Annotated in this window: 30 protein-coding genes and 1 tRNA gene; 18 read left to right on the forward strand and 13 right to left on the reverse strand. The window is 68.8% G+C overall.

What is annotated here, in order from left to right; translation table 11 throughout:
- Window positions 1-5: 5 nt before the first annotated feature.
- From ACFC1W_RS12165 to ACFC1W_RS12235, 15 genes are all read left to right on the forward strand, one after another.
- On the forward strand, window positions 6-1031 hold the full coding sequence (locus ACFC1W_RS12165) for a hypothetical protein (protein WP_375992779.1): 1026 nt from the start codon (window positions 6-8) through the stop codon (window positions 1029-1031).
- A gap of 2 nt (window positions 1032-1033) precedes the next feature.
- Window positions 1034-2041 carry a ParB/RepB/Spo0J family partition protein gene (locus ACFC1W_RS12170; protein WP_375992781.1) on the forward strand — a complete coding sequence of 336 codons (1008 nt, stop codon included), beginning with the start codon at window positions 1034-1036 and terminating at the stop codon, window positions 2039-2041.
- Window positions 2038-2718, forward strand: a complete 681-nt coding sequence (locus tag ACFC1W_RS12175; protein ID WP_375992784.1) for a hypothetical protein — start codon at window positions 2038-2040, stop codon at window positions 2716-2718. The genes ACFC1W_RS12170 and ACFC1W_RS12175 overlap by 4 nt, the downstream gene beginning before the upstream one ends.
- 12 nt (window positions 2719-2730) lie before the next feature.
- Window positions 2731-3891, forward strand: coding sequence for a M23 family metallopeptidase (locus ACFC1W_RS12180; RefSeq protein WP_375992786.1), 1161 nt, complete (start codon window positions 2731-2733; stop codon window positions 3889-3891).
- A 10-nt stretch (window positions 3892-3901) separates the two neighbouring features.
- The gene (locus ACFC1W_RS12185) at window positions 3902-4168 is read left to right on the forward strand and encodes a DUF6112 family protein (protein ID WP_375992788.1); all 267 of its coding nucleotides are present in this window, start codon (window positions 3902-3904) and stop codon (window positions 4166-4168) included.
- Between the two features lie 96 nt (window positions 4169-4264).
- Window positions 4265-4534, forward strand: a complete 270-nt coding sequence (locus tag ACFC1W_RS12190) for a DUF6112 family protein (RefSeq protein ID WP_060960673.1) — start codon at window positions 4265-4267, stop codon at window positions 4532-4534.
- A gap of 33 nt (window positions 4535-4567) precedes the next feature.
- Entirely contained in the window at window positions 4568-5959 is a 1392-nt protein-coding gene (locus ACFC1W_RS12195; protein WP_082808095.1) for a conjugal transfer protein TrbL, read from the forward strand.
- On the forward strand, window positions 5956-7419 hold the full coding sequence (locus ACFC1W_RS12200) for an SCO6880 family protein (RefSeq protein ID WP_375992792.1): 1464 nt from the start codon (window positions 5956-5958) through the stop codon (window positions 7417-7419). Before ACFC1W_RS12195 ends, ACFC1W_RS12200 begins: the two co-directional genes overlap by 4 nt.
- Window positions 7420-7472: 53 nt before the next feature.
- Window positions 7473-7952 (forward strand): hypothetical protein, encoded by a 480-nt coding sequence (locus ACFC1W_RS12205; protein WP_060960675.1) that lies wholly within the window; start codon window positions 7473-7475, stop codon window positions 7950-7952.
- On the forward strand, window positions 7949-9442 hold the full coding sequence (locus tag ACFC1W_RS12210) for an ATP-binding protein (protein WP_060960676.1): 1494 nt from the start codon (window positions 7949-7951) through the stop codon (window positions 9440-9442). The genes ACFC1W_RS12205 and ACFC1W_RS12210 overlap by 4 nt, the downstream gene beginning before the upstream one ends.
- A gap of 68 nt (window positions 9443-9510) precedes the next feature.
- Window positions 9511-10029 carry a hypothetical protein gene (locus ACFC1W_RS12215; RefSeq protein WP_375992795.1) on the forward strand — a complete coding sequence of 173 codons (519 nt, stop codon included), beginning with the start codon at window positions 9511-9513 and terminating at the stop codon, window positions 10027-10029.
- Window positions 10026-11798 (forward strand): type IV secretory system conjugative DNA transfer family protein, encoded by a 1773-nt coding sequence (locus ACFC1W_RS12220; protein WP_375992798.1) that lies wholly within the window; start codon window positions 10026-10028, stop codon window positions 11796-11798. The genes ACFC1W_RS12215 and ACFC1W_RS12220 overlap by 4 nt, the downstream gene beginning before the upstream one ends.
- A 53-nt stretch (window positions 11799-11851) precedes the next feature.
- Window positions 11852-12280 (forward strand): single-stranded DNA-binding protein, encoded by a 429-nt coding sequence (locus ACFC1W_RS12225; protein ID WP_060960679.1) that lies wholly within the window; start codon window positions 11852-11854, stop codon window positions 12278-12280.
- Between the two features lie 8 nt (window positions 12281-12288).
- Window positions 12289-12858 (forward strand): hypothetical protein, encoded by a 570-nt coding sequence (locus ACFC1W_RS12230; RefSeq protein ID WP_174524690.1) that lies wholly within the window; start codon window positions 12289-12291, stop codon window positions 12856-12858.
- A 147-nt stretch (window positions 12859-13005) separates the two neighbouring features.
- Window positions 13006-14259, forward strand: a complete 1254-nt coding sequence (locus ACFC1W_RS12235) for a helix-turn-helix domain-containing protein (RefSeq protein ID WP_375992801.1) — start codon at window positions 13006-13008, stop codon at window positions 14257-14259.
- Window positions 14260-14268: 9 nt separating this feature from the next.
- Here the strand turns inward: ACFC1W_RS12235 and ACFC1W_RS12240 are convergent, their stop codons facing one another.
- The 5 genes from ACFC1W_RS12240 to ACFC1W_RS12260 form a co-directional block, all read right to left on the reverse strand.
- Window positions 14269-15234: a hypothetical protein gene (locus tag ACFC1W_RS12240; protein WP_375992803.1), complete on the reverse strand. Its 966-nt coding sequence runs from the start codon at window positions 15232-15234 to the stop codon at window positions 14269-14271.
- Window positions 15227-15457 carry a hypothetical protein gene (locus ACFC1W_RS12245; RefSeq protein WP_375992805.1) on the reverse strand — a complete coding sequence of 77 codons (231 nt, stop codon included), beginning with the start codon at window positions 15455-15457 and terminating at the stop codon, window positions 15227-15229. Before ACFC1W_RS12245 ends, ACFC1W_RS12240 begins: the two co-directional genes overlap by 8 nt.
- 82 nt (window positions 15458-15539) lie before the next feature.
- A complete protein-coding gene (locus ACFC1W_RS12250; RefSeq protein WP_060960683.1) occupies window positions 15540-16721 on the reverse strand; it encodes a site-specific integrase in 1182 nt (393 codons plus the stop codon).
- Between the two features lie 4 nt (window positions 16722-16725).
- Window positions 16726-16965 carry an AlpA family transcriptional regulator gene (locus ACFC1W_RS12255; protein ID WP_167626542.1) on the reverse strand — a complete coding sequence of 80 codons (240 nt, stop codon included), beginning with the start codon at window positions 16963-16965 and terminating at the stop codon, window positions 16726-16728.
- Between the two features lie 182 nt (window positions 16966-17147).
- Window positions 17148-17221: transfer RNA gene (locus ACFC1W_RS12260), tRNA-Pro, on the reverse strand.
- Window positions 17222-17356: 135 nt separating this feature from the next.
- Between ACFC1W_RS12260 and ACFC1W_RS12265 the strand changes: the two genes are divergently transcribed.
- The 3 genes from ACFC1W_RS12265 to ACFC1W_RS12275 all read left to right on the forward strand — a co-directional run bounded on the left by ACFC1W_RS12265 (window position 17357) and on the right by ACFC1W_RS12275 (window position 19082).
- The gene (locus ACFC1W_RS12265) at window positions 17357-17941 is read left to right on the forward strand and encodes a GNAT family N-acetyltransferase (RefSeq protein WP_375992808.1); all 585 of its coding nucleotides are present in this window, start codon (window positions 17357-17359) and stop codon (window positions 17939-17941) included.
- A gap of 77 nt (window positions 17942-18018) precedes the next feature.
- On the forward strand, window positions 18019-18714 hold the full coding sequence (locus ACFC1W_RS12270; protein WP_375992811.1) for a lysoplasmalogenase: 696 nt from the start codon (window positions 18019-18021) through the stop codon (window positions 18712-18714).
- On the forward strand, window positions 18711-19082 hold the full coding sequence (locus tag ACFC1W_RS12275) for an RNA-binding S4 domain-containing protein (protein WP_375992814.1): 372 nt from the start codon (window positions 18711-18713) through the stop codon (window positions 19080-19082). The genes ACFC1W_RS12270 and ACFC1W_RS12275 overlap by 4 nt, the downstream gene beginning before the upstream one ends.
- 32 nt (window positions 19083-19114) lie before the next feature.
- Here ACFC1W_RS12275 and ACFC1W_RS12280 read toward each other — a convergent pair whose 3' ends face one another.
- The 8 genes from ACFC1W_RS12280 to ACFC1W_RS12315 form a co-directional block, all read right to left on the reverse strand.
- Entirely contained in the window at window positions 19115-20023 is a 909-nt protein-coding gene (locus tag ACFC1W_RS12280) for an NUDIX domain-containing protein (protein WP_375992817.1), read from the reverse strand.
- 82 nt (window positions 20024-20105) lie between these two features.
- Window positions 20106-21662: a ribosome biogenesis GTPase Der gene (der, locus tag ACFC1W_RS12285; RefSeq protein ID WP_375992820.1), complete on the reverse strand. Its 1557-nt coding sequence runs from the start codon at window positions 21660-21662 to the stop codon at window positions 20106-20108.
- The gene (gene cmk / locus ACFC1W_RS12290; protein WP_375992823.1) at window positions 21652-22398 is read right to left on the reverse strand and encodes a (d)CMP kinase; all 747 of its coding nucleotides are present in this window, start codon (window positions 22396-22398) and stop codon (window positions 21652-21654) included. Before cmk ends, der begins: the two co-directional genes overlap by 11 nt.
- On the reverse strand, window positions 22391-23515 hold the full coding sequence (locus ACFC1W_RS12295; protein ID WP_375992826.1) for a prephenate dehydrogenase: 1125 nt from the start codon (window positions 23513-23515) through the stop codon (window positions 22391-22393). The genes cmk and ACFC1W_RS12295 overlap by 8 nt, the downstream gene beginning before the upstream one ends.
- Entirely contained in the window at window positions 23512-24333 is an 822-nt protein-coding gene (locus tag ACFC1W_RS12300) for a pseudouridine synthase (RefSeq protein ID WP_375992829.1), read from the reverse strand. The genes ACFC1W_RS12295 and ACFC1W_RS12300 overlap by 4 nt, the downstream gene beginning before the upstream one ends.
- Entirely contained in the window at window positions 24330-24983 is a 654-nt protein-coding gene (scpB, locus tag ACFC1W_RS12305; protein WP_375992832.1) for an SMC-Scp complex subunit ScpB, read from the reverse strand. The genes ACFC1W_RS12300 and scpB overlap by 4 nt, the downstream gene beginning before the upstream one ends.
- Window positions 24973-25797, reverse strand: a complete 825-nt coding sequence (locus ACFC1W_RS12310) for a segregation and condensation protein A (RefSeq protein WP_375992835.1) — start codon at window positions 25795-25797, stop codon at window positions 24973-24975. The genes scpB and ACFC1W_RS12310 overlap by 11 nt, the downstream gene beginning before the upstream one ends.
- The gene (locus ACFC1W_RS12315) at window positions 25781-26686 is read right to left on the reverse strand and encodes a ParA family protein (protein WP_375992838.1); all 906 of its coding nucleotides are present in this window, start codon (window positions 26684-26686) and stop codon (window positions 25781-25783) included. The genes ACFC1W_RS12310 and ACFC1W_RS12315 overlap by 17 nt, the downstream gene beginning before the upstream one ends.
- Between the last annotated feature and the right edge of the window lies 1 nt (window position 26687).

Genomic DNA, 26687 nt, shown 5'->3' on the forward strand with positions numbered 1-26687 from the left:
GGGAGTTGCGAGCACTCGCCGCGCGATCCGCGAACGGGCTCTTCACCTCCCGCCAGCGGAGGCATTCGGCAACAGTCGCACGGTCCATCGCGCCGTCCGCCGCTCGGGAATCGGTCGGTAGCGAGGTTGCCATGTCACCCCAGACTTCCCAGCCGGCCGTCGACGCAACTGAGCGCCCGCCGCTTACAGCGGTCGCTTCCGAGTCGGCGGAGGCGCCAGCCGCCTTTGAAAGCTCGGAAGGTCTGCGCGACCTGCTGACTCGCCTCGCCGACCAAGATCACGGCGCGTGGCGCCGCGACGCAGAAGCGGCAGCACTCATGCGGCACGTCGTCCGGCGGTACGCGAAGCTCGCCCGCAAGCACGGGCTCGATCCCTGGGACGCAGCCGCGGCCGCCTTCGATGCGATGCGCTCGGCCGCGGTGCGCAATGCCGAAGATCCCTGGGCAGTGGTCACCAGAGCGGTGCAAGTGACGCTGATCGCCGAAGAACGTGCGAACGGCCTGCTGTGCTCGGTGTACCAGGCGCGCAGGCCAGAGTTCTCGTCGTTCCACGACCCCGAGCGATTCAGCGACCGAGAGAACCCCTTGAGCGACTACCACCCTGCGCTTCGGGTGGATCCCGCCGGAGACTCCGCGGCTGACGGCACCACATCCGACGGTGTCGGCATCACTGAGGCGGTGGAGAACGCGATTGCGTTCATGGCACTCCTCGGCTGGCCGCGCACGCCCGCCCGCACCGCCATGGAGTACATCTGCGCCCGGCTCAGCGAAGTTCCCTCCCGCGCGACCGCGTGGGAGTCCCTGCGCCGCGACGTCCACGGACGAACACTCCTCGACCTGTCGTCAGCATCGTGGAACGGGCTGCTGCGCGCCGTCCTCGGCAACCCGGAACCAGAGGTCGCACGGACCACAGCGGGCCGCGGCATCCTGCTCCGGCTACTGATCGGCGAACCGCTGCGTTCTCTTCTGACAGACGACGACCTCGTCCTCGCGGTCAGTCTCGCCGCCCCTACCGAGCGATCGAGGCGATGACCATGGGAACAAGCGTCGGCCACATCGAGCTCGAGCGATCGATCGAGTCGATCATCGTCGGGAGGCGTCACCGCCGCGAGTACGGCGATATCGATGAGCTCGCCCAGTCGATCACCCGTGACGGGCTGCTGCAGCCGATCACGGTGACACCCGAAGGCGTGCTGGTGTGCGGCGCACGACGGCTCGAAGCCCTGAAACGGCTGGGCGAGAAGACGATCAAAGTGTGGGTGCGAGCCGGGATCTCGGATCGCCTCGCAGAACTGCTGGCCGAGCAGGCTGAGAACGTCCTGCACAAGCCGCTCACGCCGACCGAGGCCGCGGCGCTGTACACCGAGTTGAAGACCTACATCACCGACGACGCGGCTCGCCGCCAGGTCGCGACGCGCTTCGGTGGTCCGGATCCGCAGGGCGGAAAGGGCGGTGGTGCCACCGTGGCACCACCGCAGTTCAAGCCCGGCAAGACCCGCACGCAAGCCGCGCAGATGGTAACGGGCCGCGCGTCGTACACGACGCTGGAACGCATCGCCGAACTGCAACGCTTTGTCGCCAACCCGGTCGCCGACCCCGTGCTCAAGGAGAGGGCCGCCGAGGAGCTGCGACTCATCGACCAGGGTGGAAGCGTCACTGCGGCCCACGCGCGGATCCGTGAGTTCATAGATCCCGAGCCGCCACAGCAGTTCGAGGACTTCGAGGCACCGGACGACTTCGAACCTCCCGACGAACTCGAGCAATTGGCGAACGCGGCACTTGCGCGGGTTAGGGAAGCCAAGCGCGGTCGCCGAGCGAACCGCGCTCGTGCTGCGTCCGCGCATGTCTTCCCCGTCCGGGCCTTCGTGCGGGTGTGGGAGGACCTCGATCAGTGGTGGACCCACTTCGACGTCGATGCTGTGGCGACCGGACTGACCGACGAACAGCTGGAGCAGTTCGAATCGACGCTCACCGCGACGGTGGAGTTCTTCGCGGCGCTACGGAGGGCACGCGCCCAGCTCACACAAGAGATCGCCTCATGACCGCAACTGTTCGCCCCCGAAAGCGCCTCGTCGTGCTCGTCTCGATCGGGTTCGCTGTTCTGGCCGCCCTCGTCGGTGTCGGCCTGTACGGACTCGTGCTGGCACCGGCACCCACGACGCCGACGACCGCCGATGATCCGACGCCTGCTTCCCCCTCGACCAGCGTTGCGGGTCCGACATCCCCCAGCGCCACACTTCCCCCCATCCGATCAACGACGAATGCCGAGTCCTTCGCACGCGATGCCGCTCGCGCTCTCATCGACTGGGACACCGCGACCGACTTCACCCCTGCCGACCACGCGCAGGTCGTCGTCGATGCCGGGGATCCTTCGGGTACGGAGACCGCGGGACTTGCTGCCGACGTTCGCAGCTACCTGCCGACCGCGGCGGCCTGGTCGACCCTGCGCACCTACAGCACCCGGCAGTGGATCACCATCGATGAGGTCTTCGTCCCGGCGTCCTGGCCCGAGGCAGAAGCTCAAGCGGCACCAGGGCAGCTGCTCCCGGGGACGATCGCGTACACGGTCAAGGGAACGCGAAACCGCGCCGGCGTCGTGGGAACACAGCCGCAAGAGACGTCGCGACCGATCACGTTCACGCTCTTCATCGCGTGCGAGCCGAGCTTCGACGTGTGCCGTCTGCTTCGGCTCTCTGAGGTGGACAACCCGCTCCCTTGACGGGGCATGAGCATGAAGAAGCTCCTGATCGTTCTCGGTATCGCCGTGCTTGCGTTGCCGCTCGCTGGCCTGATCGCGGTTCCGCTCGTCTTCTCGACTGCGGCTTTGGCAACGTGTCAGGCCGCTGGCGGGCTGGTCGTGACAGGCGTCCCGGAGAGACTCACCGCGGTGCGCAGCGACGGCGTATCGGTGACGCTGGACCACACGCAGCTCACGCATGCCGCGACGATCATTACAACCGGCAGCGGCATCGAGGGCGTTGGACGGCAGGGCGTGCTCATTGGGTTAATGGCCGCGCTCACCGAGTCGACTCTGCGGATGCTGGCGAATGCCGCCCACCCGGCATCCCTCGAGCTGCCCAACGACGGCGTCGGGGGCGACCACGACTCACTCGGCCTGTTCCAGATGCGGCCGACCTCGGGCTGGGGCAGCGTCGACCAGCTAATGGATCCGAAGTACCAGGCGCGCGCGTTCTTCGGCGGCGAGACCGGCCCCAACTTCCCCTCACCCGCCGGGCTTCTCGACATTGCGGGCTGGCAGTCCGCAGATCCCGGCGCCGCGGCGCAGGCCGTCGAACGCTCGGCGTTCCCTGACCGATACCAGCAGTACCAGCCCGTCGCCGAGGCCATCATCTCGGCGCTGACCCGACCGCCCGCATCGTCGAACACGGGAAGCACATCGCTCGATTCGGTGCCGGAGACCACCCGAGTCGTATTCCCCTTGCCAAGTGGCACGTGGGTGCGGGCAAGTGGTTTCGGTAGGCGCACCGACCCGGTGACCGGCCTGCAGGCGTTCCACGCGGGCACCGACTACGCGGCAGCCGACGGCACATCGATCTTGGCCATCGCGGACGGGGTGGTCACGTGGGCGGGCCCGAACGGCGGGTACGGAAACCTGATCCTCATCGAACACACGGTCGGCGGCGAACGGGTCGCGTCGGCATACGCCCACATGTGGGCAACCGGCATCCACGTGTCAGTCGGCGAACGTGTCACTGCTGGCCAGCACATCGGCGACGTCGGATCATCCGGCAAATCCACGGGGTCGCACCTGCACTTCGAGATCCGCCCGGGCGGCTCATTCAAGTCATCGATCGACTCCAACACGTGGCTCGCCCAGCACGGCGCCGAAGGCCTGGATGCCGCCACTTCTGGCCTTGCGGCGTGCGCGTGAGGTGATCGGAATGGACATCTTCCCTGACTTGGGAGCAGTGGGCGGTGCGGGTGAGCTCCGCGCCATCGTCGGCGCGCTCCTCATGTATGTTCTCGTGTTCGCGGTGCTCGCGATCCTCGTCTGTGCCGTCACCTGGGCGATAGCGTCGGCGAGCGGCAACTACCAGTCGTCCCAGCGAGCCCGCGCGGGGCTGTTCGTTGCCATCGGCGCGGCAGTGCTCGCCGGCGCGGGTGTCGGGTGGATGAACTTCCTCCTCGGGGTCGGCCAGCAACTCTGAGCCGAGCACGCGCGTGAAAGCGGGATCGCTCGACCGCGGGGATGCCGCACGCACCTTGTACGCAGGTTCTTTTCTGCGCAGACAAGGAGCACCGTCATGATCGACATCGACCCCAACGCGTCGGGACTTCCCGGCATCGAGCAACTCCGCGTGATCGTCGGCGCAGTGATGACCGTCGGGCTCATCCTCGCGGTCCTCGCCCTTATCATCGCCGCCGTTGCGTGGGGGTACGGAGCGAACTCCTCGAACCCGCACCTCGCATCTCGCGGCAAGCTCGGCGTTCTCGTGGCGTGCGGCGCGGCCATCATCTGCGGCGCGTCGGTCACGCTCGTGAACTTCTTCTGGGGCGTCGGCCAGTCCGTCTGAGCAGGGCGCGACCGATCGGGAAGGACGACCCGCGTGGATGGCGTGTGCGACATCCCGGCAATCGCCGAGGTATGTCAAGCCGTAGGAGCAGGGGTCACCTCTCTCGTCGCCGCGCCCTTCGACTGGCTCGCACACACACTCGCGTCGACGGCCGCGTGGTTCTTTCAAGCCGTCTGGACGGTGTTCGATACGACCACCCTCGTCGACGTCACCGGAGCCCAGTACGTGCAGGTCTACAACCTGCTCTTTGGCGTCGCCCTGTTCGTCATGCTGGTGTTCTTCTGCCTGCAACTGATCACCGGGCTCGCGCACCGCGACCCGACCGCGCTGTCACGAGCTGCCGTGGGCCTCGGCAAGTCCGTGCTCGGATCGTTCGTCGCGATCGCCCTCACCGCGACCCTGCTCGAAATCACGGATCAGCTGGCGATCGGGATCGTCCAAGCAACGGGGAACACGATGGAAGGGATGGGTGACCGGATCGCTCTGATGGCGACCGGGCTCGTCGCAATCAACATCGCAAGCCCCGGCGTCGGCGCGATCATGACCATATTCCTCGGTGGGCTCGCGATCGCCGCGACCGCGATCGTGTGGTTCTCGCTCCTCATCCGCAAAGCTCTGCTGCTGGTGGCGATCGTGTTCGCCCCGATCGCCCTCGCCGGATTCTCGTGGGATGCTGCCCGCGGTTGGTTCGGCAAATGGGTCGCGTTCGTCGTCGCCCTCGTCTTCTCGAAGCTCGTCCTCGTTGTGCTGTTCCTCGTCGCGATCAACCAGGCCGCCGCACCGATCGATCTGGACCTCGCCTCCATCAGCGACCCGGTCGCCGGCGTCGTGCTCATGCTCGTCGCAGCCTTCGCCCCGTATATGACCTACAAGTTCATCTCCTTCGTCGGCGTCGACATGTACCACGCGATGTCGACCGAGCAAGAGGCAAAGGGTGCACTCAACCGCCCCGTGCCCGTGCCGGTGACACCCGGGACGGCGCAGTCGGCCAAGTCGATCCTCGACGGCGGTGGCCAGTCGGGAGGAGCGTCCACGACCGCCGCATCCGGCGCCGGGGGCACCGCCGCCGGGTCCGGAGCCGGCGCGGGGGCGTCGGGGGCGGCCACCGGTGCGGGATCATCCGGTGCCGCTACGGGCGCCGGTGCCTCAGGCGCCGCGGCGGCGGCCGGCCCCGCCGCCGCGGTCGTCGTCGGCGCCCAGGTGGTCGGCAAAGCAGCCGCCGCAGGCCCCAAGCTCGGCAATGCCGCCGGAGCATCAGCGATGGGCCAGGCCGAAGGCGCCGCCCCGGTCCAGGCATCGCCCTTGCCGTCGGGCACGCGAGTCGCTGAGCAACCGTCCGCACAGCTGCGCACACCGGCGCCGCCCCGCACCGCGACACCCCCTCCGCGATCGACTCCCGCCCCGCTCGAAAGGACGACGGCATGACAGCGAACAACGCCCCTCGGGCGAACCAGTTGCATCCGATTCAGTTCTCGCGGCTCCCCAAGCGAGGCGTGATGCTCGGGCTTTCGCTGGCGCAGCTCGTGACGCTCGCCATCGGACTGGTGGCCTTCACCAGCGCCGTCTGCACGGGCGGCGGCAACCTCTTCGTCATCACAGCCCCGATATGGGTGACCAGCGTCGTGCTCGCCTTTGTCGCCGTCGGCGGCCGCAAGCTCATCGAATGGGTGCCGATCTCAGTCCGATGGATGTGGCGGAGCATCGGCGGGCAACTGCACTTCCGTGCGGACCTGGTCAAGCCGCGTCCTGCCGGCACCCTCGCGCTCCCGGGTGACGCCGCGGCGCTACGCGAGTGGGTCGACCCTGAGACGGGCGCTGCCATGATTCAAGACCCTCACGCTCAGACGCTGACGGTGATCGCCGGCATCACGCATCCGGCGTTCGTACTGCTCGACAGCGGCGAACAGGAACGTCGCGTGACGGGTTGGGGCCGTGTGCTCGCCACGGTGTGCCGCTCGGGGCGCATCGCGCGCGTCCAGGTTTCGGAGCGGACCGTTCCCAGCTCTGGCAGCGGGCTGGCGGAATGGTGGACACTGCACGGCATCGACGATGAATCCTGGCCCTCGGTGACTTACAGGGAACTCATCGAACGTGCCGGGCCGGCAGGTGAACGGCACGCGACGACAGTGTCCCTCGCGCTCGACATGAGGGCCGCCGCACGGCAGATCCGCGCCGCCGGGGGCGGCATGAAGGGTGCGGCGAGCGTGCTCCGCCAGGAGATGACGACGTTTGCCGCGGCCCTTCGCGCGGCAGACCTGACACCCACCGGTTGGCTCACACCCGGTGAGGTCGCAGTCGTGCTGCGTTCCGCATACGATCCCGCAGCCGCTCCCGCGCTCGAGCGACACGGTGACATCGGCCGGTCCCTCGCGACCGCCGGTCCCCTCGCGGTCTCCGAAACCTGGGACCGGCTGCACAGCGACTCGGCCCATCACGCGGTGCTGTGGATCTCGGAGTGGCCGCGGTCGCAGGTCTACCCCGGCTTCCTGTCTCCGCTGCTGCTCACCTCAGGCATCCAACGCACATTCACCTTGACGTGCACACCGGTCCGTGCCGATCTTGCCGCCCGGGACATCCGCAAGAAGAAGGTGGGCCTGCTCTCGGACGCCGCGCAGCGCGCGAAGATCGGCCAGATTGAGGATGCCGCGCGCACCGCCGAGTACAACGACGTGCTGCAGCAGGAGTCCGATCTGACGGCCGGACACGGCGTGCTGCGATTCACCGGGCTCATCGCCGTGTCGGCGCCGACCGTCGACGAACTCGATGCGGCGGTCGCGGCCATCGAGCAAGCGGCCGTGCAAGCCGCCTGCGAGACGCGACGGCTCGTCGGGCAGCAGGCGCAAGCGTTCGCCGCCGCCGCCCTGCCTCTCTGCCGATCCGTGTGACGCGCGGGGACGCACGAAGTACCTGACTGACGACTCTCTCGCAAGGGGACGCAATGCCTTCATTCCAAGACCCCGTCAGCGACGGCGCAGAAGCGTGCACGGCCCTGCGCGCCCTCGCCCACGCCACACGCACCTTCGACAACCCGGCACAGACGTACGAGGTGGTCGGCGACCTGCTGGGCGGACTCAGATCGCTCGAACAGGTGCTCGATCAGCTCGCTTTGGCGCACACCAACGCCGACGCGATCGCCCGCACCGACGACGGCGACCACTGGGCAGGGGTCGAGGAAGCCCACGCCGCCGCCCTCGCGCTACGCCGCGCATCCACTCTGGTCGCGAGAGCCGGCCTTGCCCTCGACCGGGCATCGCAGCACTCCGGCCGCATCGCGTGGGACTCCCTCTCGACCCCCGAGCCGGTCTCGGAGTCACTCGTGCCGCGCGTCAACGCCGCCGACTCGTTCCAGCCCACCGGCCTGTTCGGTACCCACCACTCCGTTCCGAGACCGCACCGTCGCGACGGGATGACGCTATGAACGCGCACGAAGGCGAACGCGTCCACACGACCGTGCTCGTGGATCCCGCGGGCGAACGCCGAAAGGAGCGTCACGCCCGGCGCAAGGCATCCCGACGCCTCAACGCCACCGCACGCGCCGCCACAACCGCCGAGGGCCGTGCCGAAGCGGACGCATTACGCGCGGAGCAGCGCGCAACCACTTACCTTCCCGAATCCGGCGAGGCGCGGCCCGCAGCGCTTCGAACTCCTGGGCACCTACGTCTGCCACGCCATCAAGACACCAGCGCCACGTTGGCGGGCGCCTACCCGTTCCTGGCCGAAGGTGGCCTCGGGTCGCGGGGCGTCTTCGTCGGCCAAGACCTCTACTCGGGTGCCTCGTTCGTCTACGACCCGTGGGTGCTCTACTCACTCGGGATCATCACCGCGCCGAACATCGTGCTGGCCGGGATCGTCGGCTCAGGCAAGTCGTCGCTCGTGAAGAGCCTGTACACGCGCTCTATCCCCTTCGGTCGCCGGGTCTACGTGCCGGGGGACCCGAAAGGCGAACACACCGCCGTGGCGGAAGCCGTCGGCGGACAGGCGATCGTGCTCGGGCACGGCATGGCGACCCGGCTCAACCCTCTCGATGAAGGGCATCGCCCAGCTGGCCTGTCCGACGAGAGCTGGGCCGGGCAAGTCGCCGCGCGTCGCCGCGACCTCATCGGCGCGCTCACCGAAACAGTGCTCGATCGACCACTCAGCCCACTCGAGCACACGGCGATCGACCTCGCTCTCGCCGAGACCGTCCGCTCGTGCGACACACCGATCCTGCCGATGGTCGTCGAACGCATCCTCTCTCCTGACGCCTCCCAACGCGCCGACCATCGGCTCGTCGAGGACGGCCGGGTCGTCGGGCACGCGCTGCGTCGGCTTGTTGCTGGCGACCTGGCCGGGCTGTTCGACGGGCCCAGCACAGTCACTTTCGATCCCAGCCTTCCGATGATCTCGCTCGACCTCTCGCGCGTCGCAGAGAACGCGACGCTCGTCTCGGTGCTCATGACCTGCTCCTCCGCGTGGATGGAATCCGCTCTCCTCGACCCGCACGGCGGGCAGCGGTGGGTTGTCTACGACGAAGCCTGGCGACTCATGTCACATCCCGCGCTGCTGCGCCGTATGGATGCGCAATGGCGCCTCGCCCGCCATTACGGGATCGCGAACCTCCTCGTGTTCCACAAGCTCTCCGATCTCGACAACGTCGGCGACCAGGGCTCCGCGATGCGCGCCATCGCCTCATCGCTTCTCGCCAACGCGGAGACCCGAATCATCTATCGGCAGGAAGCGGATCAGCTCGGGGCGACAGCGACCGCGCTCGGCCTGACGAGCACCGAGCAGGGCCTGCTGCCGGGCCTGGCTACCGGTCAGGGTCTCTGGCGGATAAAGGACCGCAGCTTCGTGGTGCAGCACCAGATGCATCCCGCAGAGCTCGCCGCGTTCGACACAACGAGCCGCATGACGGAGGGCGTGAGATGAGCACAGCACACGCAGTACGAGATCGATCGGACGTCATCCGCGCCCCCGCGGCTCTTCCGGTCATCACGATGACGATCGCGCCGGACGGCACGATGACCGTCGCCGTCGACGGGACACCGTTCGAACCGCCGCGCTTCGGACCATCCTGGAACCGCGCGTCCTTCGCGGAGATCATCGACACGGTGCTGCGGGCGCACGGGTCGCCGGTGCGCGTCGTCATCTACGAGACGGATGGCGCGGTCTTCACCGACCTCATCACCCGGCCGCTGCGGGGCTCGATCACGTCGAGCGCACCGCCGCGTTCTCGGGGCGATGCGCGAAGAGCAACGGGCGAGCTCGTCTGCGCTCCCGAACCGCTCATCGAGGCGGCGCCGTTGATCGCGCCGCCTCGCGTCGTGCAGGGCGATGAGGGCTTCCTCGCCGGCGAAGAGGTTGCCGTCGCGATCATCGTGCGGCACGTCAAGGCATCCGCAGACGGATCCGCACGCGCACTGCTGGAACCGGACCTCTGCCGGGCGAGCGCCACTGGCGAGGTCGTCCTGGCCGGGCGCATCTCCGGCACGTGCGTGTTCGGAAGCATCACATGACCGGCAGTGGCGGTGTCAATGTCTCTGGCCGCGACGGCCTGACAAACCTCGCGCTCCTCGCCCTCGTCGGGGTCGTCGCCGTCGCCGGCGTGTTGCGTGTCGCGGGCAACATCGCCGCGTTCCTCTCAGGTGCCGCGCAGCCGACCGGGGGCCTTGCCGCCGGGCTGGGTGTCTTCGGCTCCGCCGCTGATCCGGGAGTTGCGCTCGGCTCCCCCGGACTCAATGCCGCGGCCTACTGGGCCGTCGTGGCGGTTCTCGTGACGCTGATCTCCGCCGTGGGATGGTGGGCGTGGCGCGGCATCCGAAATCACGTGCGGCACACCGGGCCCGACCCCAACCACATCGCCGGCATCGCCTCCGCGGCCGAGATTCGCCGCGCTGCCTCCGATCACTCTCTCCTGTCGAGGGCCGCGCACCTCCGGGCATCTGTCGCAACGCCACGGCCCGAAGACGTCGGCTACCTCGTCGGCACCGCGCGGGGAACGAAGGTGTGGACATCGGTGGAGGACTCCATCCTCGTGATCGGCCCGCCCCGCTCGGGCAAGGGCGCCCACATCGTGATTAACTCGATCCTCGACTCACCCGGCGCGGTCGTCACGACCTCCACCAGGCCCGACAACCTCACGACCACCATTCGCGCACGGATGAGACGCGGCCCGGTCGCGGTGTTCGACCCGCAACACCTCGCGCCGGGCGTACCAGCAGGCCTACGGTGGTCGCCAGTGCGCGGCTGCGAACTCCCCCTCACCGCGATGATCCGCGCTTCCGGCCTTGCCGCCGGTACAGGCCTGTCGGGCGCCGGTGTGGAGAACGGCGGGTTCTGGGAAGGCAAGACTCGCACCGCCCTGCAGGCGCTCCTGCATGCCGCGGCGCTCGACGGGCGCTCACCCGCAGAACTGTTCCGCTGGACGCTCGACCCGGCCGCGGCGAAGGATGCCGTCGCTGTCCTGACCTCCCACCCGGCAGCCGCGACGGGATGGGCCGAGTCGCTCGCGGCGATGATCGACGCAGACCCACGCACCCGAGACTCGATCTGGCAAGGCGTGTCGTTGGCGTTGGGTGCGCTGGCCGACCCACGCGTCCTCGACGCCGTCAGCCCGAGCGAAGACGAACAGTTCGATCCGGAGAGCTTCCTCCGCCACAACGGGACCCTGTACCTCCTCGCAACGGGAGCTGGCGCCGGGGCCTCCTCGTCCCTCGTTGCCGCGCTCGTCGAAGACCTCGTCGAAACAGCCCGCCGAGTCGCCGCACGATCACCGGGCGCGCGCCTCGACCCCCCACTGCTGCTCGCGCTCGACGAGGTCGGCAACCTCGCGCCCCTGCCCTCACTCCCCGTGCTAATGGCGGAAGGTGGAGGCACCGGCATCACCACGATGCCCGTGCTCCAGTCCCTCGCCCAGGCACGGCAACGGTGGGGTGACAACGCCGCTACCGCGATCTGGGATGCCAGTATCGCCAAGGTCGTGCTCGGCGGAGCGTCGGGATCGCGAGATCTCCAAGACATCGCCACCCTGATCGGTGACCGCGACGAGATCACCGACTCGATCACCGTCGGCGAACGTGGCATGCGCTCCAACCAGCGCTCGACACGCCGGGTGCCCATCATGCCGCCGGACGTCATCCGCACGCTGCCATACGGCACGGCGTTGCTGCTGCTGAGGTCGGCACCACCGATCGTCACGCGCATGCGCGAGTGGACCGCGCGCCCCGACGCGACATCACTGCGCACCGAACGGGCGCAAGTCGAAGAACAACTTCAGCGGGGATAGCCGACGCACCTTCCCGCTAAACGCCGACCAGCCGCCTCTCGTAGGAGCATCCGATGACCATCCACACCCAGCAATCACTCTCCGGGTTCCTCGCGTCGGAACCGCAGCTCGCGTTCAACGCGAAAGGCGAAGCACGCTTCTGGGCGCGCATCGGCCAGGAGCACTTCGAACGCAACGACGACGGCACGTTCACCCAGACCGAGACCACCTACCACGACCTCGTCATGTTCCGGCGAAACGCGGAACGGGCTTACGCGATGTTCAACAAGGGCGATGCCTTCATCGCCGAGGGCTACACGCACACGTCGACCCGGGAAGTGGACGGCACCACGGTCGAATCCGAGGAGTTCGTCGCGAAACGCCTCGGACACGACTCCGCCCGCACGAACTACACCCTGCAGCGCCGCCGCAACACGCTTCCGCCCGTGGCGGCAGCCGCGCCTGCGCCCGCAAGGCCAGCTGTCCAACCGCTCGCCCGCTGAGACACCCGATGACCGTCGACGAGCCTCTCAGCTTCCCCGGGTACGAGTTCGAGCCACCGCTGCCAGACGGCCCCGACGCTGAGCCCGAGGGCCTGCCGAACGTCCCCCGCCCGGTGAACTGGAATCTACTCACCTCCGACCAAGCCGCATTCGAGTGGGTCGAGCTCGACCGCTGGGTGAACTGGCTGCGCCGCACCTACGGCATCGGACCATCGATCATCCCGCCGCTGTGGCATCGCCACGCAGAACTCGTCTGGGAGCTGTCCGCCCTGCACCTGCACTGGCTGTGCGCCTACGACGAAGAGCAGCACGGTTCCGCCCCTCTCGGCTGGCACCGTGACTTCAGCGAGGCTCGCGATCGCCTGCACGACTGGGTCGCCGCCTGCGGCTCCCGCCTCGATCGCGATCGGGCGACACGTCAGACGGCGTGGCCAGGCGAGGATCCAACGCCGTCGGTGGAAGAGATCACGATCGACGACCGGGCAGCCGACTTCCGCCGATTCGTCGTCGAAGACGTCGCGCGTCGGCGCGCAGTTGAGGACGCATTCATCGCGGCTGAGACCCACCGTCCAGAGTAGTTTCCGAGGCCTCCTCGCCATTCCGGCGTATCAACGGGAAGTGGCATGCGACGCTTCTCGTGATGCGGCGGGTGGCGGCGCAGGAGGGCGAGTCGCTCACGCATTCGAAGTCTGAGAAGCGTCGGCGCTCGTCCCTACGCTGGGAGCATGACGTTCACCGCGCTGCACCGGGCGCTCGGCCTCACGCCGTGCCCGCTGACCGACGAAATCCTCGATGGTGCGATCGCGGCGGGGGTCGCCGAAGCGAACGATCTCGATTGGAAGTCGGAGCTACCGCCGGCGAAAGGCCTGCCGCAGACGGACTTTCCGAAGGACGTTGCGGCGATGGCGAACAGCGGCGGCGGGGTGATCGTGTTCGGCGTGCGCGAGTCGCAGAAGGCTGCTACCGAGCGAGTCGATGTAGGAGAGCTCGACGAGGCATACGAGCGTTCCATACGGAGCGCGGCGATCACCGCCATCTCGCCCCCTGTCTTCGGACTCAACGTCCATCGCCTCGGCGTGGAAGGCAATCGCGCCGTGGTGGTGGAAGTGCCCGCGAGCATCGACGGGCCACACCTGATTTTCAAGAACGACTACTTCGCAGCCCCAGTCCGGAACGATTCTGACACCGTGTGGATGAAGGAACGCCAGATAGAAGCGATGTACCGGGCTCGCTTCGAGGAACGCCGACACGCCACTGAGGCGTTGGACGCGCTGTTCGACGAGGCCGCAGCAGGACGGGATACCGACAACCGCGCATGGCTAATCGCGGTGGCTCACCCACGTATCCCTCGCTTCCGCGACCGACTCACGCGCGAGGAAGCACGAGCGGTGTTAACAAAGACCGTAGGGTTGGCCCTCATCTACGCCGGGCGCGGAGGCGTCCACCCTCTGGAAAACGTCGACCTCGACAACCCGCGTCCCGGATTGCGCCGCTGGGTCGCCATGAACAAGGCAAGCGATGAACGCTCTCTCTGGAAAGAAGCTTGGGTGAGCATTCACCACGATGGTTCCGTGACGATCGCCGCGGCGGTCGGCGGGCATCGTATGAGCAGCGACGCCTACTTCGAGGGCTGGCAGGTGCAATCTGCCGCCATTGAGTGCGCCATCGCCGACCTCATGGCCCTCACGCGGACCACAGCCGAGACGATCGACAACGACGAGTACGACTTGCGTCTCGGGATCCAGTGGACGGGTGGTCAACCGTTGACGATCCTGACGACGGACAACATGGGTTTCACCTATGAGGGCGTGTCGGTGCCACTGCACCGCTACACCCGGGTCGAAACGACCGTGAATGTCCTCGAGCCGCCAACGGACTTCTATTGGCACGTGCACGACTTCGCCCAGGATTGCGTCAATCAGGGCGGCATCACGAACGTGCTCATGATCCAGCCACCTTCTCGCGACGAGCCTGCATAGTCGGCTCCGTCAGAGCTGGATGTCGTGGTCGCGCTTGGCCAAGTCCGCCGTCATCCACTGGAACATGGGGAGCGATGAGGTGAGCGAAGAAACGACGCCGCCGCGATAATGGGCATTCGCTACCTCAAGGGCGCGGCGGCGCGGCTCGGTATACACGTCGAGAGGGAGCAGCCCCGCCCGAAAGCGCGCCCGCGAAACCTCGGCGACTCGCGCCCGCAGCTCAAGCTCGTGATCTGCGAAGTACACGTCGGCGATGGCCAGAATCTCACGGGCCACCCGGCGCGCCTCTGAGTGTTGCTGTAGTGCGTGCACCAACTCTGGTGGAGTAGGCACGTCCTGATCCCTGATCCGCGCCATCTCGTCCCCGGTGCGCCTGCGGGCGAAGAACGCATCTGCGGCGCTGTCGTTGTGGCGCCGCTCCGCTGCCAGGACGCGGTGGAGCCGTCGGTCTGGCAGTCCGGCACGAGCGCGACGACGCTGCAGACGCCTGGCCTCGTTCTCACGCTGTCGATACGACTCCTGCTGGGAGGGACTGGGTGACCACTCGGTTGCGCGCCCGGCTGCGCGCGCCCGAGCGACCGAGCGCCGACGGGCCTCGTTAGCCTTCTCGGGATCCGCGGCCTCTCGCTCCCGCCGCCGCTCGGCGATCGCTTCACGGTTTCGGTAGTAGTACTCGCGCTGCGCCTGCTTGTACGCCTCTGGGTGCTTCTGCTTATAGCGCTCGCGTGCCTGCTGACGTTCCTCCGGATGCTGTCGTGCCCATTCCTTTGCCCGCTCGATGCCCTTCTGCCGCCGCTCCTTCTCATCTCGCTCGCGTTGCGCGCGCCGACGCTCGCGCTCGCGGTTCGTCTTGCGGATGTACTCACGGTTTCGCTCCCGGTAGTCGGCGTAGTAGGTCGGGTGAGCGTCGTTCCATGCCCTCCTCTGCGCGGCCAGCCGGGCCGAGCGCTCGTCTGGATCGAGCGGGTCACTCATCGTGGCCCACCGCAAGTACGCCGCTGAGTTCAGCGAGGGCGGTGAACAGTTCTTCGCGCGTCGCCGTCGGGTCGATGATCGCGCGCGCGACCAACACCCGCATCCGCGCCCGCTCGACGTCAGACACATCGCCGAGTCGCGCCATGCACCACTCAATGTCTTCGCCCAGATGGTACGTGGGGTCGTCGACCTCGATGTCCGGGTAGTAGAGGAAGGCGAGCACCGCAACGTGCTCGAGGACGGCGTCGACATGCTCTCGATCGGTCATACCTGTAGGTGCGCGAACCACTCCCACCCTGCGGCGATCAAGCCTCTTTCGAGAACGCACGTTCCAGAAGTTCAGCCGTCGCCGGGTTCACCATCTCGTTGCGCCGGATGTAGTGCTGGACGGTGATCTTTGGATCTGTGTGGCCCAGTAGCTCCGCCGCAAGCTCCACGCCGGCCCGCTCATTGATCGCCGTCGCGACCGTGCGGCGGAATGCGTGCGGCGTGACCCCGGTGATGCCGGCGAGCTCCATGACCCGTCGAAGCTGGCGTCGCACGTTGTTCGTCGTGAGGGGCGTGCCCTCTCGGGTACAGAACAGCAGCGCGTCGAGCGACGCATCGCTGAGTCGGGCCAGACGTCGACGGACGGCCTCGGCCGTGAACGTCGGAATCGCGACTGTGCGCCGAGACTTCGCGGTCTTCGGGTGGTCCTGCCGTTGGGTGGGCTCACCCTTGTTGCTGACGATCGTGCCAGCGATGCGAACTGAGGGCACCGCGCTCGTGATGTCGACGTCGCGGCGTCGAATGGCGAGCACCTCGCCGATGCGCGCGGACGTTCCGAGCATGACCTCGACGATTGCGCTGAGCTGCCCGTCGGGCTTTGGTCCGGATATCGCGCGGCCAGCCTCCCACACGGCGATCGCCGTGCGGATGGCAGTCACTTCGACAGGGGTCAGCGCATCGGGCGTGCTTGTCTGCCGAGTCAGTCGAGCGACGTGGTCCATTGGATTGCGCGGCAGGACCTCATGTCGCACCGCCAGGCCGAACGCCAGGCGAAGCACGACGCGCGCGTGCTTCGCTCGGCTGTAGCTTCGCTTGTTCAGCTGCTTGAGGAGTTGATCGCAACGTGCGACGCCGATCTCGCGCAGCGTCAGGTTGCCGATCGCCGGCATGACGAGGGTTCGCATGTTGCGCTCGTACAACTGCCGTGTGGTCGTCGACACCCGGCCCTCCTGATCCACGTCGTCAAGCCAGTAGTCGACGAGTTGTGAGAACAGGCTGTCGGGCGTGAGCACGGAAGTAGAGGGCTGGAAGAAGCTTCTCGTTGAGAACTTCACCTTCAGCGTGCGTTCGGCGAGAGCAGCCGTCGCGGCAGTGACCTGGACCTGCCTCGTGCGGCCGTCCCAGTCGCGGTAGCGAGCCCGCGCGACCACGCGGCCCCCGGCGGCCGGCAGAAATCCGATCTCACCGAATGTACCGATCGCAAGCCGCTGCCGGCTCATCGGGTCACCGCCGATCGGCGAGTGGCGACGCTTCGGGCTCTCGCTGAGCGTCGACCCAAGCACGCACGTCCGAGACAGCGAACGTCAGATGCTTGCCGTATCGGTGAGCTCGCGGTGCACGACCCTTCATCCGCCACTCGTAGATCGTCGAGACGGGAACGCGAAGATAGGCGGCGAGCTCGTTGATGTCGAGAAGCTGCTCCAAGCCCCACATCTCGAGGGAGAGGCTGTCGTCTGCGTTCATACCAGATAGGTGCGCCGGGCGTCGCACGATCAATCGGAGACAACCGCCGCGAACTCGCGCGTGCCGATGCCGACTGATTGCCGAGGCGCCGAAGACGGTCAATTAGGTAGGAATTCGGTGACAGGGTCATGCTTCACCAACTAAGAAGTCCCGGGAACCCTTAGGTTCCCGGGACTCTCCGGTCGGGATGACAGGATTTGAACCTGCGACCCCTTGACCCCCAGTCAAGTGCGCTACCAAGCTGCGCCACATCCCGATGCCCGAGCCGGAGCGCGGACAACTCCCCTATGCTACCCGCTCCGCGGACCGGCCGCGAACCGGCCACCGGTCCGGGCGCGTCGTCTCGTGCATCCCTCCAGCCGGTGTCCGTGTCGAGGAGTAGCGTCGCGGCATGGCACAGATCACGATCGAGCCCGCCACGCCCGCACGCTTCGACGATGCCCAGCAGGCCCTCACCGGCGGAGGCGACGGGCGTCACTGCCAGTGCCAGTGGTGGACGATCACCAACGCGCAGTTCAACGCCCTGTCCACCGACGAGCGCCGAGAACTGCTGCGCGACGAGATCGAGTCCGGGCCGCCACCGGCGCTCATCGCCTACGTCGACGGCGAGGCCGCAGGGTGGGTGCGGGTCGGACCACGCACCGCACAGGTCCGACTCTCACGCACGAAGCGGTTCGCCGCCTCCGAAGAGCCCTGGGACGACGAAACGGTGTGGGCGGTCACGTGCTTCGTCGTGCGCAAGGAGCACCGGGGGGCCGGACTCAACGCCCGGCTGCTCGACGCCGCACTCGCGTTCGCGCGCGACGGCGGCGCCCGGGTCATCGAGGCGTACCCGGTCGACCCCGCTCTGGGCCGCAAGAAATCGTCCAACGACCTGTACCACGGCGTGGTGTCGACGTTCCTGTCGGCCGGATTCCGCGAGGTCGCTCGGCCATCACCCGATCGGCCGATCATGGCGCTCGATCTGAGCGCCTGACCTGCCCACCCGGGTCTCGACCTGACGGCTGCTCATACGTGGGACGATGGTCGTCGCCACGTTCGACGAGGAGGACCATGTCGCGGCTGCTGATCGGTTTCATCCCCTACGTGGCAATGTCGCTCGTGCACGTGGCCACCCTCGCCGCCGGCGCACATGACGCGGCCGACCCGACGAAGCTGATGCTGATGCCGTTCCTGGCCCTCGCGGTCGTCTGGGGCGCGGACCGGGCGTGGACGCACGCACACACCCTTCTCGTGATCGCCATCGCGCTGTCGTGGCTGGGCGACGGCGCCGGACCCCTCTTCGACTGGCTGCCGACCGTCCCGATGATGCTGCTCTTCTTCGGCCTCGCCCACCTCTGCTACATCTGGCTGTTCTGGCATGTGCTCCCGGTGCGGCGCGTCCCGCTCTGGACGCTCGGCTATGCGGTCTGGTACGTCGCGCTCCTCGCCGTGCTGTGGCCGAGCCTCGGCGCCCTGCTCGGGCCGGTCGCGGTCTACGGTCTCGTCCTCGGGGCGACGGCGGTCGGCGCGGCGCGCTGCCACCCGCTCATCGCCTGGGGCGGACTGTTCTTCCTGGCCTCAGACTCCGTGCTCGCGTTCCGCCTCTTCATGCCCGAGGTCCTGCCCGACTGGTCGAGCCCGCTGGTGATGGCCACCTACTGCCTCGGCCAGGGTCTGATCGCGGCCGGCGTGGTCGTTTCGGCGCGCCGCCTGCGCATACCCAAGGAAGGCGCCGCCCCGGCGGTCGTCGAGAAAGAGCACGTATGACGGATGCCTCGGCTCGCGTCGACGCGTGGCTGTGGGCTGTGCGGGTCTACAAGACGAGGTCTGCCGCGACCGCCGCATGCCGGGCGGGGCATGTGCGGGTCAACGGCGAGAAGGCCAAGGCCGCTCAGCCCGTGCGGCCCGGCGACGAGCTGCGTGTGCGAATCAGCGGCTTCGATCGCATCCTGGTCGTGCGCCAGACCATCACCAAACGCGTCGGCGCCGTTCTCGCCGCCGAAGCGGTCGAGGATCGCACGCCTCCTCCCCCGCCTCGCGAGATGACCGCGTTCGTGCCGGTGCGCGACCGGGGCGCGGGTCGCCCGACCAAGCGCGAGCGCCGCGACATCGACCGCCTCCGCGGCCGCGACTGACCGCGGCCGACCCTGCCGATGCGCCCCGAGCGTCAGGCAGCCGGGCGGATGAGCGAGTGCAGCCAGCGCGGTCCGCGAGCGGCGGCGCCGGCATCCGTCACCCTCGTCACCAGGTCGCGATCACTGGTGACGACCGTGACCGTGCGCCCAGCCGACACCAGCCGTCGCGTCTCGTCGATGATCGTGTCGTCACCGGATGCCTCGGCCCGCACCACGTCGACACCGGGGGCGTCACCCGCCGCCCGGGCCTGCCCCTCGAGAACGATGACCCAGTCCGGGAACCAGACGTCTTCGGGCAGGTCGAGGGATGCCGCCGGGATGCCTGTCTTCGACAGACCCGCGACGCTCTCGACGAGTCGTCCTGCGGCGCCGGGGCGGTCGCGCCACCAGCCGTCGGGCACGGAGCCGACCACGTTCGCAGCATCGACGACCACCGCGGGGCGCACACCGAGAAGGGCGCGCAGGCGGTCCCACGAGGCAGCGAATCCAGGATGGAGCGGATGCCGCGACACGTCGTCGACGGCCACCCATGCCAGCGCGTGGCTCTCGGGATCGCTGATGGTGGGCTCGAACGGGCGCAGGACGTCGCCGATCAGCGTCGTGTAGCTCCAATAGCCGAGGTCGAGCACCGAGAGAAGACGCGGGCGGATCGCGGCATCCGGAACCCCCGCTTCCTCCGCCGCCTCCCGCAGCGCGCCGTCGCCGGCCGATTCGCCCTCATGTCGGGCGCCGCCGGGAAGCCCCCAGGTGTCGCCGAAGTGGCTCCAGGTCACGCGGTGCTGCAGCAGCACGCCACGGTCGGCGTCGACGGCGAGCAGCCCGGCGGCGCCGAAGCGCCCCCAGTACCGCTCGCCCGTCGGGGCGACCACCCACGCGTCCCCGGGGTCGCGCGGCCCGTGCGGGCGCCGCGGCTCACCGGGTGCGGGAGGTTCGATCGTCACCCTGCCACCCTTCCACACGTGCGCGCACCGGCCGCGGTCATGAACTCATGAACCGCCGCGCCGGCCCCGTGCCCGCTCCTGCTCAGCGCTGGCGGCGCTCGCGCACCCGCATGTTGATGACGATCGGCGACCCCTCGAAGCCGTACAGCTCACGCAGGCGACGCTGGATGAACCGGCGGTAGCCCGGGTCGAGGAAGCCGGTCGTGAACAGCACGAAAGTCGGCGGACGCGTCGAGGCCTGTGTCCCGAAGAGGATGCGGGGCTGCTTGCCACCGCGCACCGGGTGCGGGTGCTCGTTCACGAGCTCCGACAGGAACGCGTTGAACTTGCCCGTCGGGATGCGCTGATCCCACGACTCGAGGGCGGTCTCGAGCGCCGGCACGAGCTTGTCGAGGTGGCGGCCGGTGCGTGCCGAGATGTTCACGCGCGGAGCCCACGCCACGTGGGCGAGGTCCTGCTCGATCTCACGCTCGAGGTAGCGGCGCCGCTCGATGTCCTCGAATGCGGGCGTGTTGAGCAGATCCCACTTGTTGTACGCGAGGACGAGCGCTCGGCCCGACTCGAGCACGAGGTCGATGATGCGCACGTCCTGCTCGCTGATGGGCTCGCTGACGTCGAGGACGACGACCGCGACCTCCGCCTTCTCGAGGGCGGCCGACGTACGCAGCGACGCGTAGAAGTCCGCGCCCTGCTGCAGGTGCACGCGGCGGCGGATGCCGGCGGTGTCGACGAAGCGCCACAGGCGCCCGCCGATCTCGACGACCTCGTCCACCGGATCACGCGTCGTGCCCGCGAGGTCGTTGACGACGACCCGCTCCTCGCCGGCCGCCTTGTTCAGCAGCGACGACTTGCCGACGTTCGGGCGACCGAGGATCGCGACGCGGCGCGGCCCGCCGATCTCGTGCTTCGCCACGGCCGACACCTCGGGGAGGACCTTCATGATCGCGTCGAGGAGGTCGGCGACGCCACGGCCGTGGATCGCCGAGACCGGGTAGGGCTCGCCGAGACCGAGGTTCCACAGGGCGGCGGCCTCGGGCTCCTGGCGGGAGTCGTCGATCTTGTTGGCGACGAGGAACACGGGCTTGCCGCTCTTGCGGAGCAGCTTCACGACGTGCTCGTCCGTCGAGGTGGCGCCGACCATCGCGTCGACGACGAACAGCACGACGTCGCACAGGTCGATCGCGACCTCTGCCTGGGCGGCGACCGAGCGGTCGATGCCGCGGGCGTCGGGCTCCCAGCCGCCGGTGTCGACGAGCGAGAACCGGCGGTCCATCCACTCGGCCTTGTACGTCACACGGTCGCGCGTGACACCGGGGGTGTCTTCCACGACGGCCTCGCGGCGGCCGAGGATGCGGTTCACAAGCGCGGACTTGCCGACGTTCGGGCGACCGACGATCGCCACGACGGGCAGCGCGGGAAGGTACTCGATCCCGTCCTCGCCCAGCGCGAGCCCCTCGAGCAGCGCCGCGTCCTCATCGTCGAGCTCGTAGTCCTCGAGTCCCGCGCGCAGCGCGCTCGCCCGCTGCTCGGCGAGCTCCTCGTCGAGGTCGGCGAGGTTCTCGGCGAGGTGATCCTCGCCGCCCTCGTACTCTTCTTCGGCGTTGCGGGCGTCGGATGCCTCACGGTTGTCAGATGACATCGTGCGCTCCTGTCTGTGCAGGCACATTCGTGCGGATGACGCCGATGACGGCGTCCACGGTCTGGTCGAAATCGAGGTGGGTCGAGTCGACGACCTCGACGCCGGGCGCGGCAGTCAGGAAGTCGACGACGGTCGAATCGGAGGCGTCGCGCTTGTGCAGGGCGGCGGCGACGGCCGCGGCATCCTGCGACGACAGCTCTGCGCTGCGCCGCGCCGCGCGCACCTCGGGGGCCGCCGTGAGGAGGATGCGCACGGGCGCATCAGGGGCGACGACTGTCGTGATGTCGCGGCCTTCGACCACGACACCCGGACGACCCGAGGATGCCACCATCGAGCGGAACAGCACGTTGACCGCCTGTCGCACGGCGGGGACGCGGGCCACGCCGCTCACGGCCTCGGAGACGCGCGGCTCGCGGATCGCCTGCGTCACGTCGCTCTCGCCGACGCGCACCCAGTGCTCGTCGGGGTCGAGCGAGATGGCGTAATCGAAGTCGCCCATGACGTCGACGACGGACGTCGAGTCGGACGTGTCGGTGCCGCGCTCGAGCGCGAGCCACGCGAGGGCGCGGTAGGCGGCGCCGGTGTCGAGGAAGCCGTAGCCGAGGCGGCGGGCGACCTGCTTCGACACGCTGGACTTGCCGCTGCCGGCCGGGCCGTCGATCGCCACCACGACGGGGGCGCTCTGGGCACCGGGCGCAGCCGCCGTCTCGGCGGGGTGCGTCGCGGGGTCAGTCATTGGTGGTGCTCGCAATCTTCCAGCCGCGGGACTCGAGGCCCTCCACGGCGCGTCGGACGGCGCCGGGCACGACGCTGATCTCGGCCAGACCGAACTGGGCGCCCGGCGAGTGCTCGAGGCGCAGGTCTTCCACGTTCACGTCGAGCTCGCCGAGCTCGCCGAACAGCCGGCCGAGCTGGCCCGGAGTGTCGTCGACCATCACGACGACCTGCTCGAAGCGCCGATTCTGGCCGTGCTTGCCGGGGAGCCGCTCGACGCCCTCGTTGCCGCGACGGATCGTGTCGGCCACCGCCCGGCGTGCACCAGGGGCGTCGGGGGCGCGCAGGGCGTCGGCCACGTCGCGCAGGTCGGCGGAGAGTGCGTCGAGCACATCGACGACGGGCGTCGCGTTCGCGCCGAGGATCTGCACCCACAATTCGGGGGCGGATGCCGCGATGCGCGTCGTGTCGCGAACGCCCTGGCCGGCAAGACCCAGGGATCCCTCCGGGGCGTCGACGAACCGGCCGGCGAGCAGGCTCGCGACCAGCTGCGGCACATGCGACACGAGCGCGACGGCCCGGTCGTGGTCTTCGGGGCTCATCTCGATCGGCATCGCGCCGAGGTCGAGCGCCAGCCCTTCGACGAGGGCGAGGTCGCTCGGCGGCGTCTCGCCGTCGCGGCACACGACCCACGGCCGGCCGATGAAGATGTCGGCGCGGGCGGCGATCGCACCGCCGCGCTCACGGCCGGCCAGCGGGTGGGAGCCGATGTAGTGGGTCAGATCGACGCCGCGGTCGCGAAGGATGTGCAGCGGCTCCAGCTTGACGCTCGCGACATCCGTCACCACCGCTCGCGGGAAGCGGGCGAGCTCGCGCTCGATGACGTCGGCGGTGACGTCGGGCGGCACCGCCACGACGATCAGGGACGGATCGTCGTCCTCGGCGGCACGACGGCCGGCGCCGTAGTCGACGGCCAGGCGCAGCTGGGCCGGTGACGTGTCATCGAGTGCGACGTCGATCCCGAGCGCGCTGAGCGCATGGCCGATGCTCGCCCCCAGCAGGCCGGCGCCGACGATCCGCACCGTGCCCTGGACGCGCGGGGCACGCGCGCGCGCAGACGGGGGCGTGGACTCGGTCACTGGTTCTCCTGGTCGCTCCGCGGGTCGGAGCTGTCGCGGGGCTCGGGGGCGTCTCCCGCCGCGCGACGCGCGAGAGTCAGCAGAGCGCCCCGCTCCACCTTAGTCAACTCGCGTGCGTGCCCGGCTGGCAGTGTTCCCAGGTGGAGCGGCCCGAACTGGCGACGGACCAGTTCGACGACCGGATGCCCGACCTCGGCCATCATCCGGCGGACGATGCGATTGCGGCCGGAGTGCAGGGTGAGCTCGACGAGCGAGCCGCCGCCTTCGGCCGACGACGACAGCAGCCGGGCCTTGTCGGCTGCGATAGGCCCGTCCTCGAGCTCGACGCCGCGCGTGAGTCGCTGGATCGTCTGCGGCGTGACGCGTCCTTCGACCTTCGCGATGTAGACCTTGGTCACACCGAACGAGGGATGCGCCAGCACGTGCGCCAGTTCGCCGTCGTTCGTCAGAACGAGCAGGCCGCTGGTCTCGGCATCCAATCGCCCTACGTTGTACAGCCGCTCCGCCCAGTCCTTGGTGAAGCGGCGCAGATCGGGCCGTCCGCGCTCGTCCTTCATCGAGCTCACCACGCCCGTGGGCTTGTTGAGCATGACGTACCGCTTCGACTGGTCGAGCTGGATCGCGGTGCCGTCGACGTCGACGAGGTCGTTCTCGGGGTCGATGCGTGAGCCGAGCTCGGTCACGACCGTGCCGTTCACGCGCACCCGGCCTTCGACGATCAGCTGCTCCGCCACCCGGCGAGAGGCCACGCCGGCGTTCGCCAGCACCTTCTGCAGGCGAACGCCTTCCGGCGATGCGAAGGGATCGTGCTCGGTCATCGCCGCGCCTCCTCGTCGAATCCGTCGGCCCCGTCGTCGAGGAGGGGCGAGATGTGCGGCAGCTCGTCGAGCGAGTTGATCCCGAGGTTCACCAGGAGCGCGTCGGTCGTGCCGTAGTTGATGGCGCCGGTCTCGGCATCCGTGAACAGCTCGGTGATGAGGCCGCGCGACAGCAGCGTGCGCACCACCGAGTCGACGTTCACCGCGCGGATGGACGCGACCTGGCTGCGCGTGACGGGCTGCTTGTACGCGATCACCGCGAGCGTCTCGAGCGCGGCCTGCGACAGCCGGGACGGCGCCTGGGCATTGACGAACTCGCTCACCAGGACGTCGTGCTCCTCGCGCACGTACAGGCGCCAGCCGCCGCCGACCTCGCGCAGCTCGAAGCCCCGCACCGGTCCCCCGGCCTCACCGTCGTAGTCGGCGACGAGTCCTTCGATCGCCTGCCGAACGGCGGGCACGGGCGAGCCGACGGCGGCGGCGAGGCTCACGAGACTCTGCGGCTCGTCGACGACGAGGAGGATCGCCTCCAGCCGCCGGGCCACGTCGGCCGCCGGCAGCTGCGGTGCGCTCTCGCGTTGATCGCGTGCCCGCGACGCGGGTGCATCGGGATCCCCCGCCTCGAGGTCCTGCGAAGGTTCATCGGTCATAGTCGGCTCCCAGAGTGGCGAGGTTCTCGTCGGACCAGCGCTGCGCGCTCCAGCGCAGCGTCAGCTCGCCGAGCGGTTCGAGCTGTTCGAAGGACAGGGCGGCGTGGCGGTACAGCTCCAGCACCGACAGGAAGCGCGCGACGACCACGCCCGGCTGCGAGACCCCCGCGACCAGCTCGCGGAAGCTCAGCGATCCGGCGTTGCGCAGCAGCGTCACGACGACCGCCGCCTGCTCGCGGATGCTGACGAGGGGCGCGTGCAGGTGGTCGAGCCCGACGTGCGGGATCTCCTTCGGCGTCATCGCGAGCAGGGCGAGCGCCGCGAAGTCGTCGACGCTGAGCGTCCACACGAGGTCCGGCGCCGCCGTGCGGTACTTCTCGTCGAGCCGAACGCTGCGCGCGTGACGTCGGTCTTCGCGCTGGAGGCAGCGCTCGAACCACACCGAGACCTCCTTGAACGCGCGGTATTGCAGCAGGCGCGCGAACAGCAGGTCGCGCGCCTCGAGCAGCGCGACCGACTCTGCGTCGACGAGCTCGCCCTGCGGCAGCAGGCCCGCGACCTTCATGTCGAGCAGGGTCGCCGCGACGACGAGGAACTCGGATGCCTCCTCCAGCTCCTCCTCGGGGCCGAGCTCGCGCAGGTACGCGATGAACTCGTTCGTGACCAGTGACAGCGACACCTCGGTGATGTCGAGCTCGTGCTTCGAGATGAGTGTCAGCAGCAGGTCGAACGGCCCGTCGAACCCGCCGACCGAGACGCGGAAGCCGTCAGCCGGCTGCTGCGGATCCGAGACCTCGTCAGGCGACGGCGCCACGGGCGACCAGCTCCCGCGCCAGCCGCAGGTAGGCCTGGGCGGCGGCGTGCTCGGGCGCGAACTCGGTGATCGGCATGCCCGACACCGAGGCATCGGGGAACTTCACGGTGCGACCGATCACGGTCTCGAGCACGTCGTCGCCGAACGCGTCGACGACCCGCTCCAGCACCTCGCGGGAGTGCAGTGTGCGGGCGTCGTACATCGTGGCGAGGACGCCGTCCAGAGCGATCGTCGGGTTGAGGCGGTCGCGCACCTTGTCGATGGTCTCGATGAGCATCGCGACGCCACGGAGCGCGAAGAACTCGCATTCCAGCGGGATGATGACGCCGTGGCTCGCCGTGAGGGCGTTCACCGTGAGAAGGCCGAGCGACGGCTGGCAGTCGATGAGGATGACGTCGTAGTCGGCGGCGACCTTGCGGAGGGCGCGCGCGAGCGTCTGCTCGCGCGCGACCTCGTTGACGAGGTGCACCTCGGCGGCGGAGAGGTCGATGTTCGCGGGGATGACGTCGAGGTTCTCCACGCGCGAGGTCACGATGACCTCGTACGGGTCGCGCTTGCTGTCGAGCAGCAGGTCGTAGATCGTCGGGATGTCGTGGGTCTGGATGCCCAGACCCGCCGACAGCGCGCCCTGCGGGTCGAAGTCGACCGCGAGCACCTTGCGTCCGTAACCCGCGAGCGACGCCGCCAGGTTGATGGTGGTCGTCGTCTTGCCGACGCCGCCCTTCTGGTTGCACAGCGCGATGATGCGCGCGGGACCGTGGCCGTCGAGCTTCGGCGGGGTCGGGAAGCCCTGGTACGGACGCCCGGTGGGACCGATCGGGGTCTCGTTGTCTGAGGCCGTCGCCGCGCCCCGCTTGCTGCCCGCCACAGACTCTCCTGACTTTCCCATG

It is taken from the genome of Microbacterium sp. NPDC056003 (genome assembly GCF_042274785.1).
Lineage (GTDB): Bacteria > Actinomycetota > Actinomycetes > Actinomycetales > Microbacteriaceae > Microbacterium.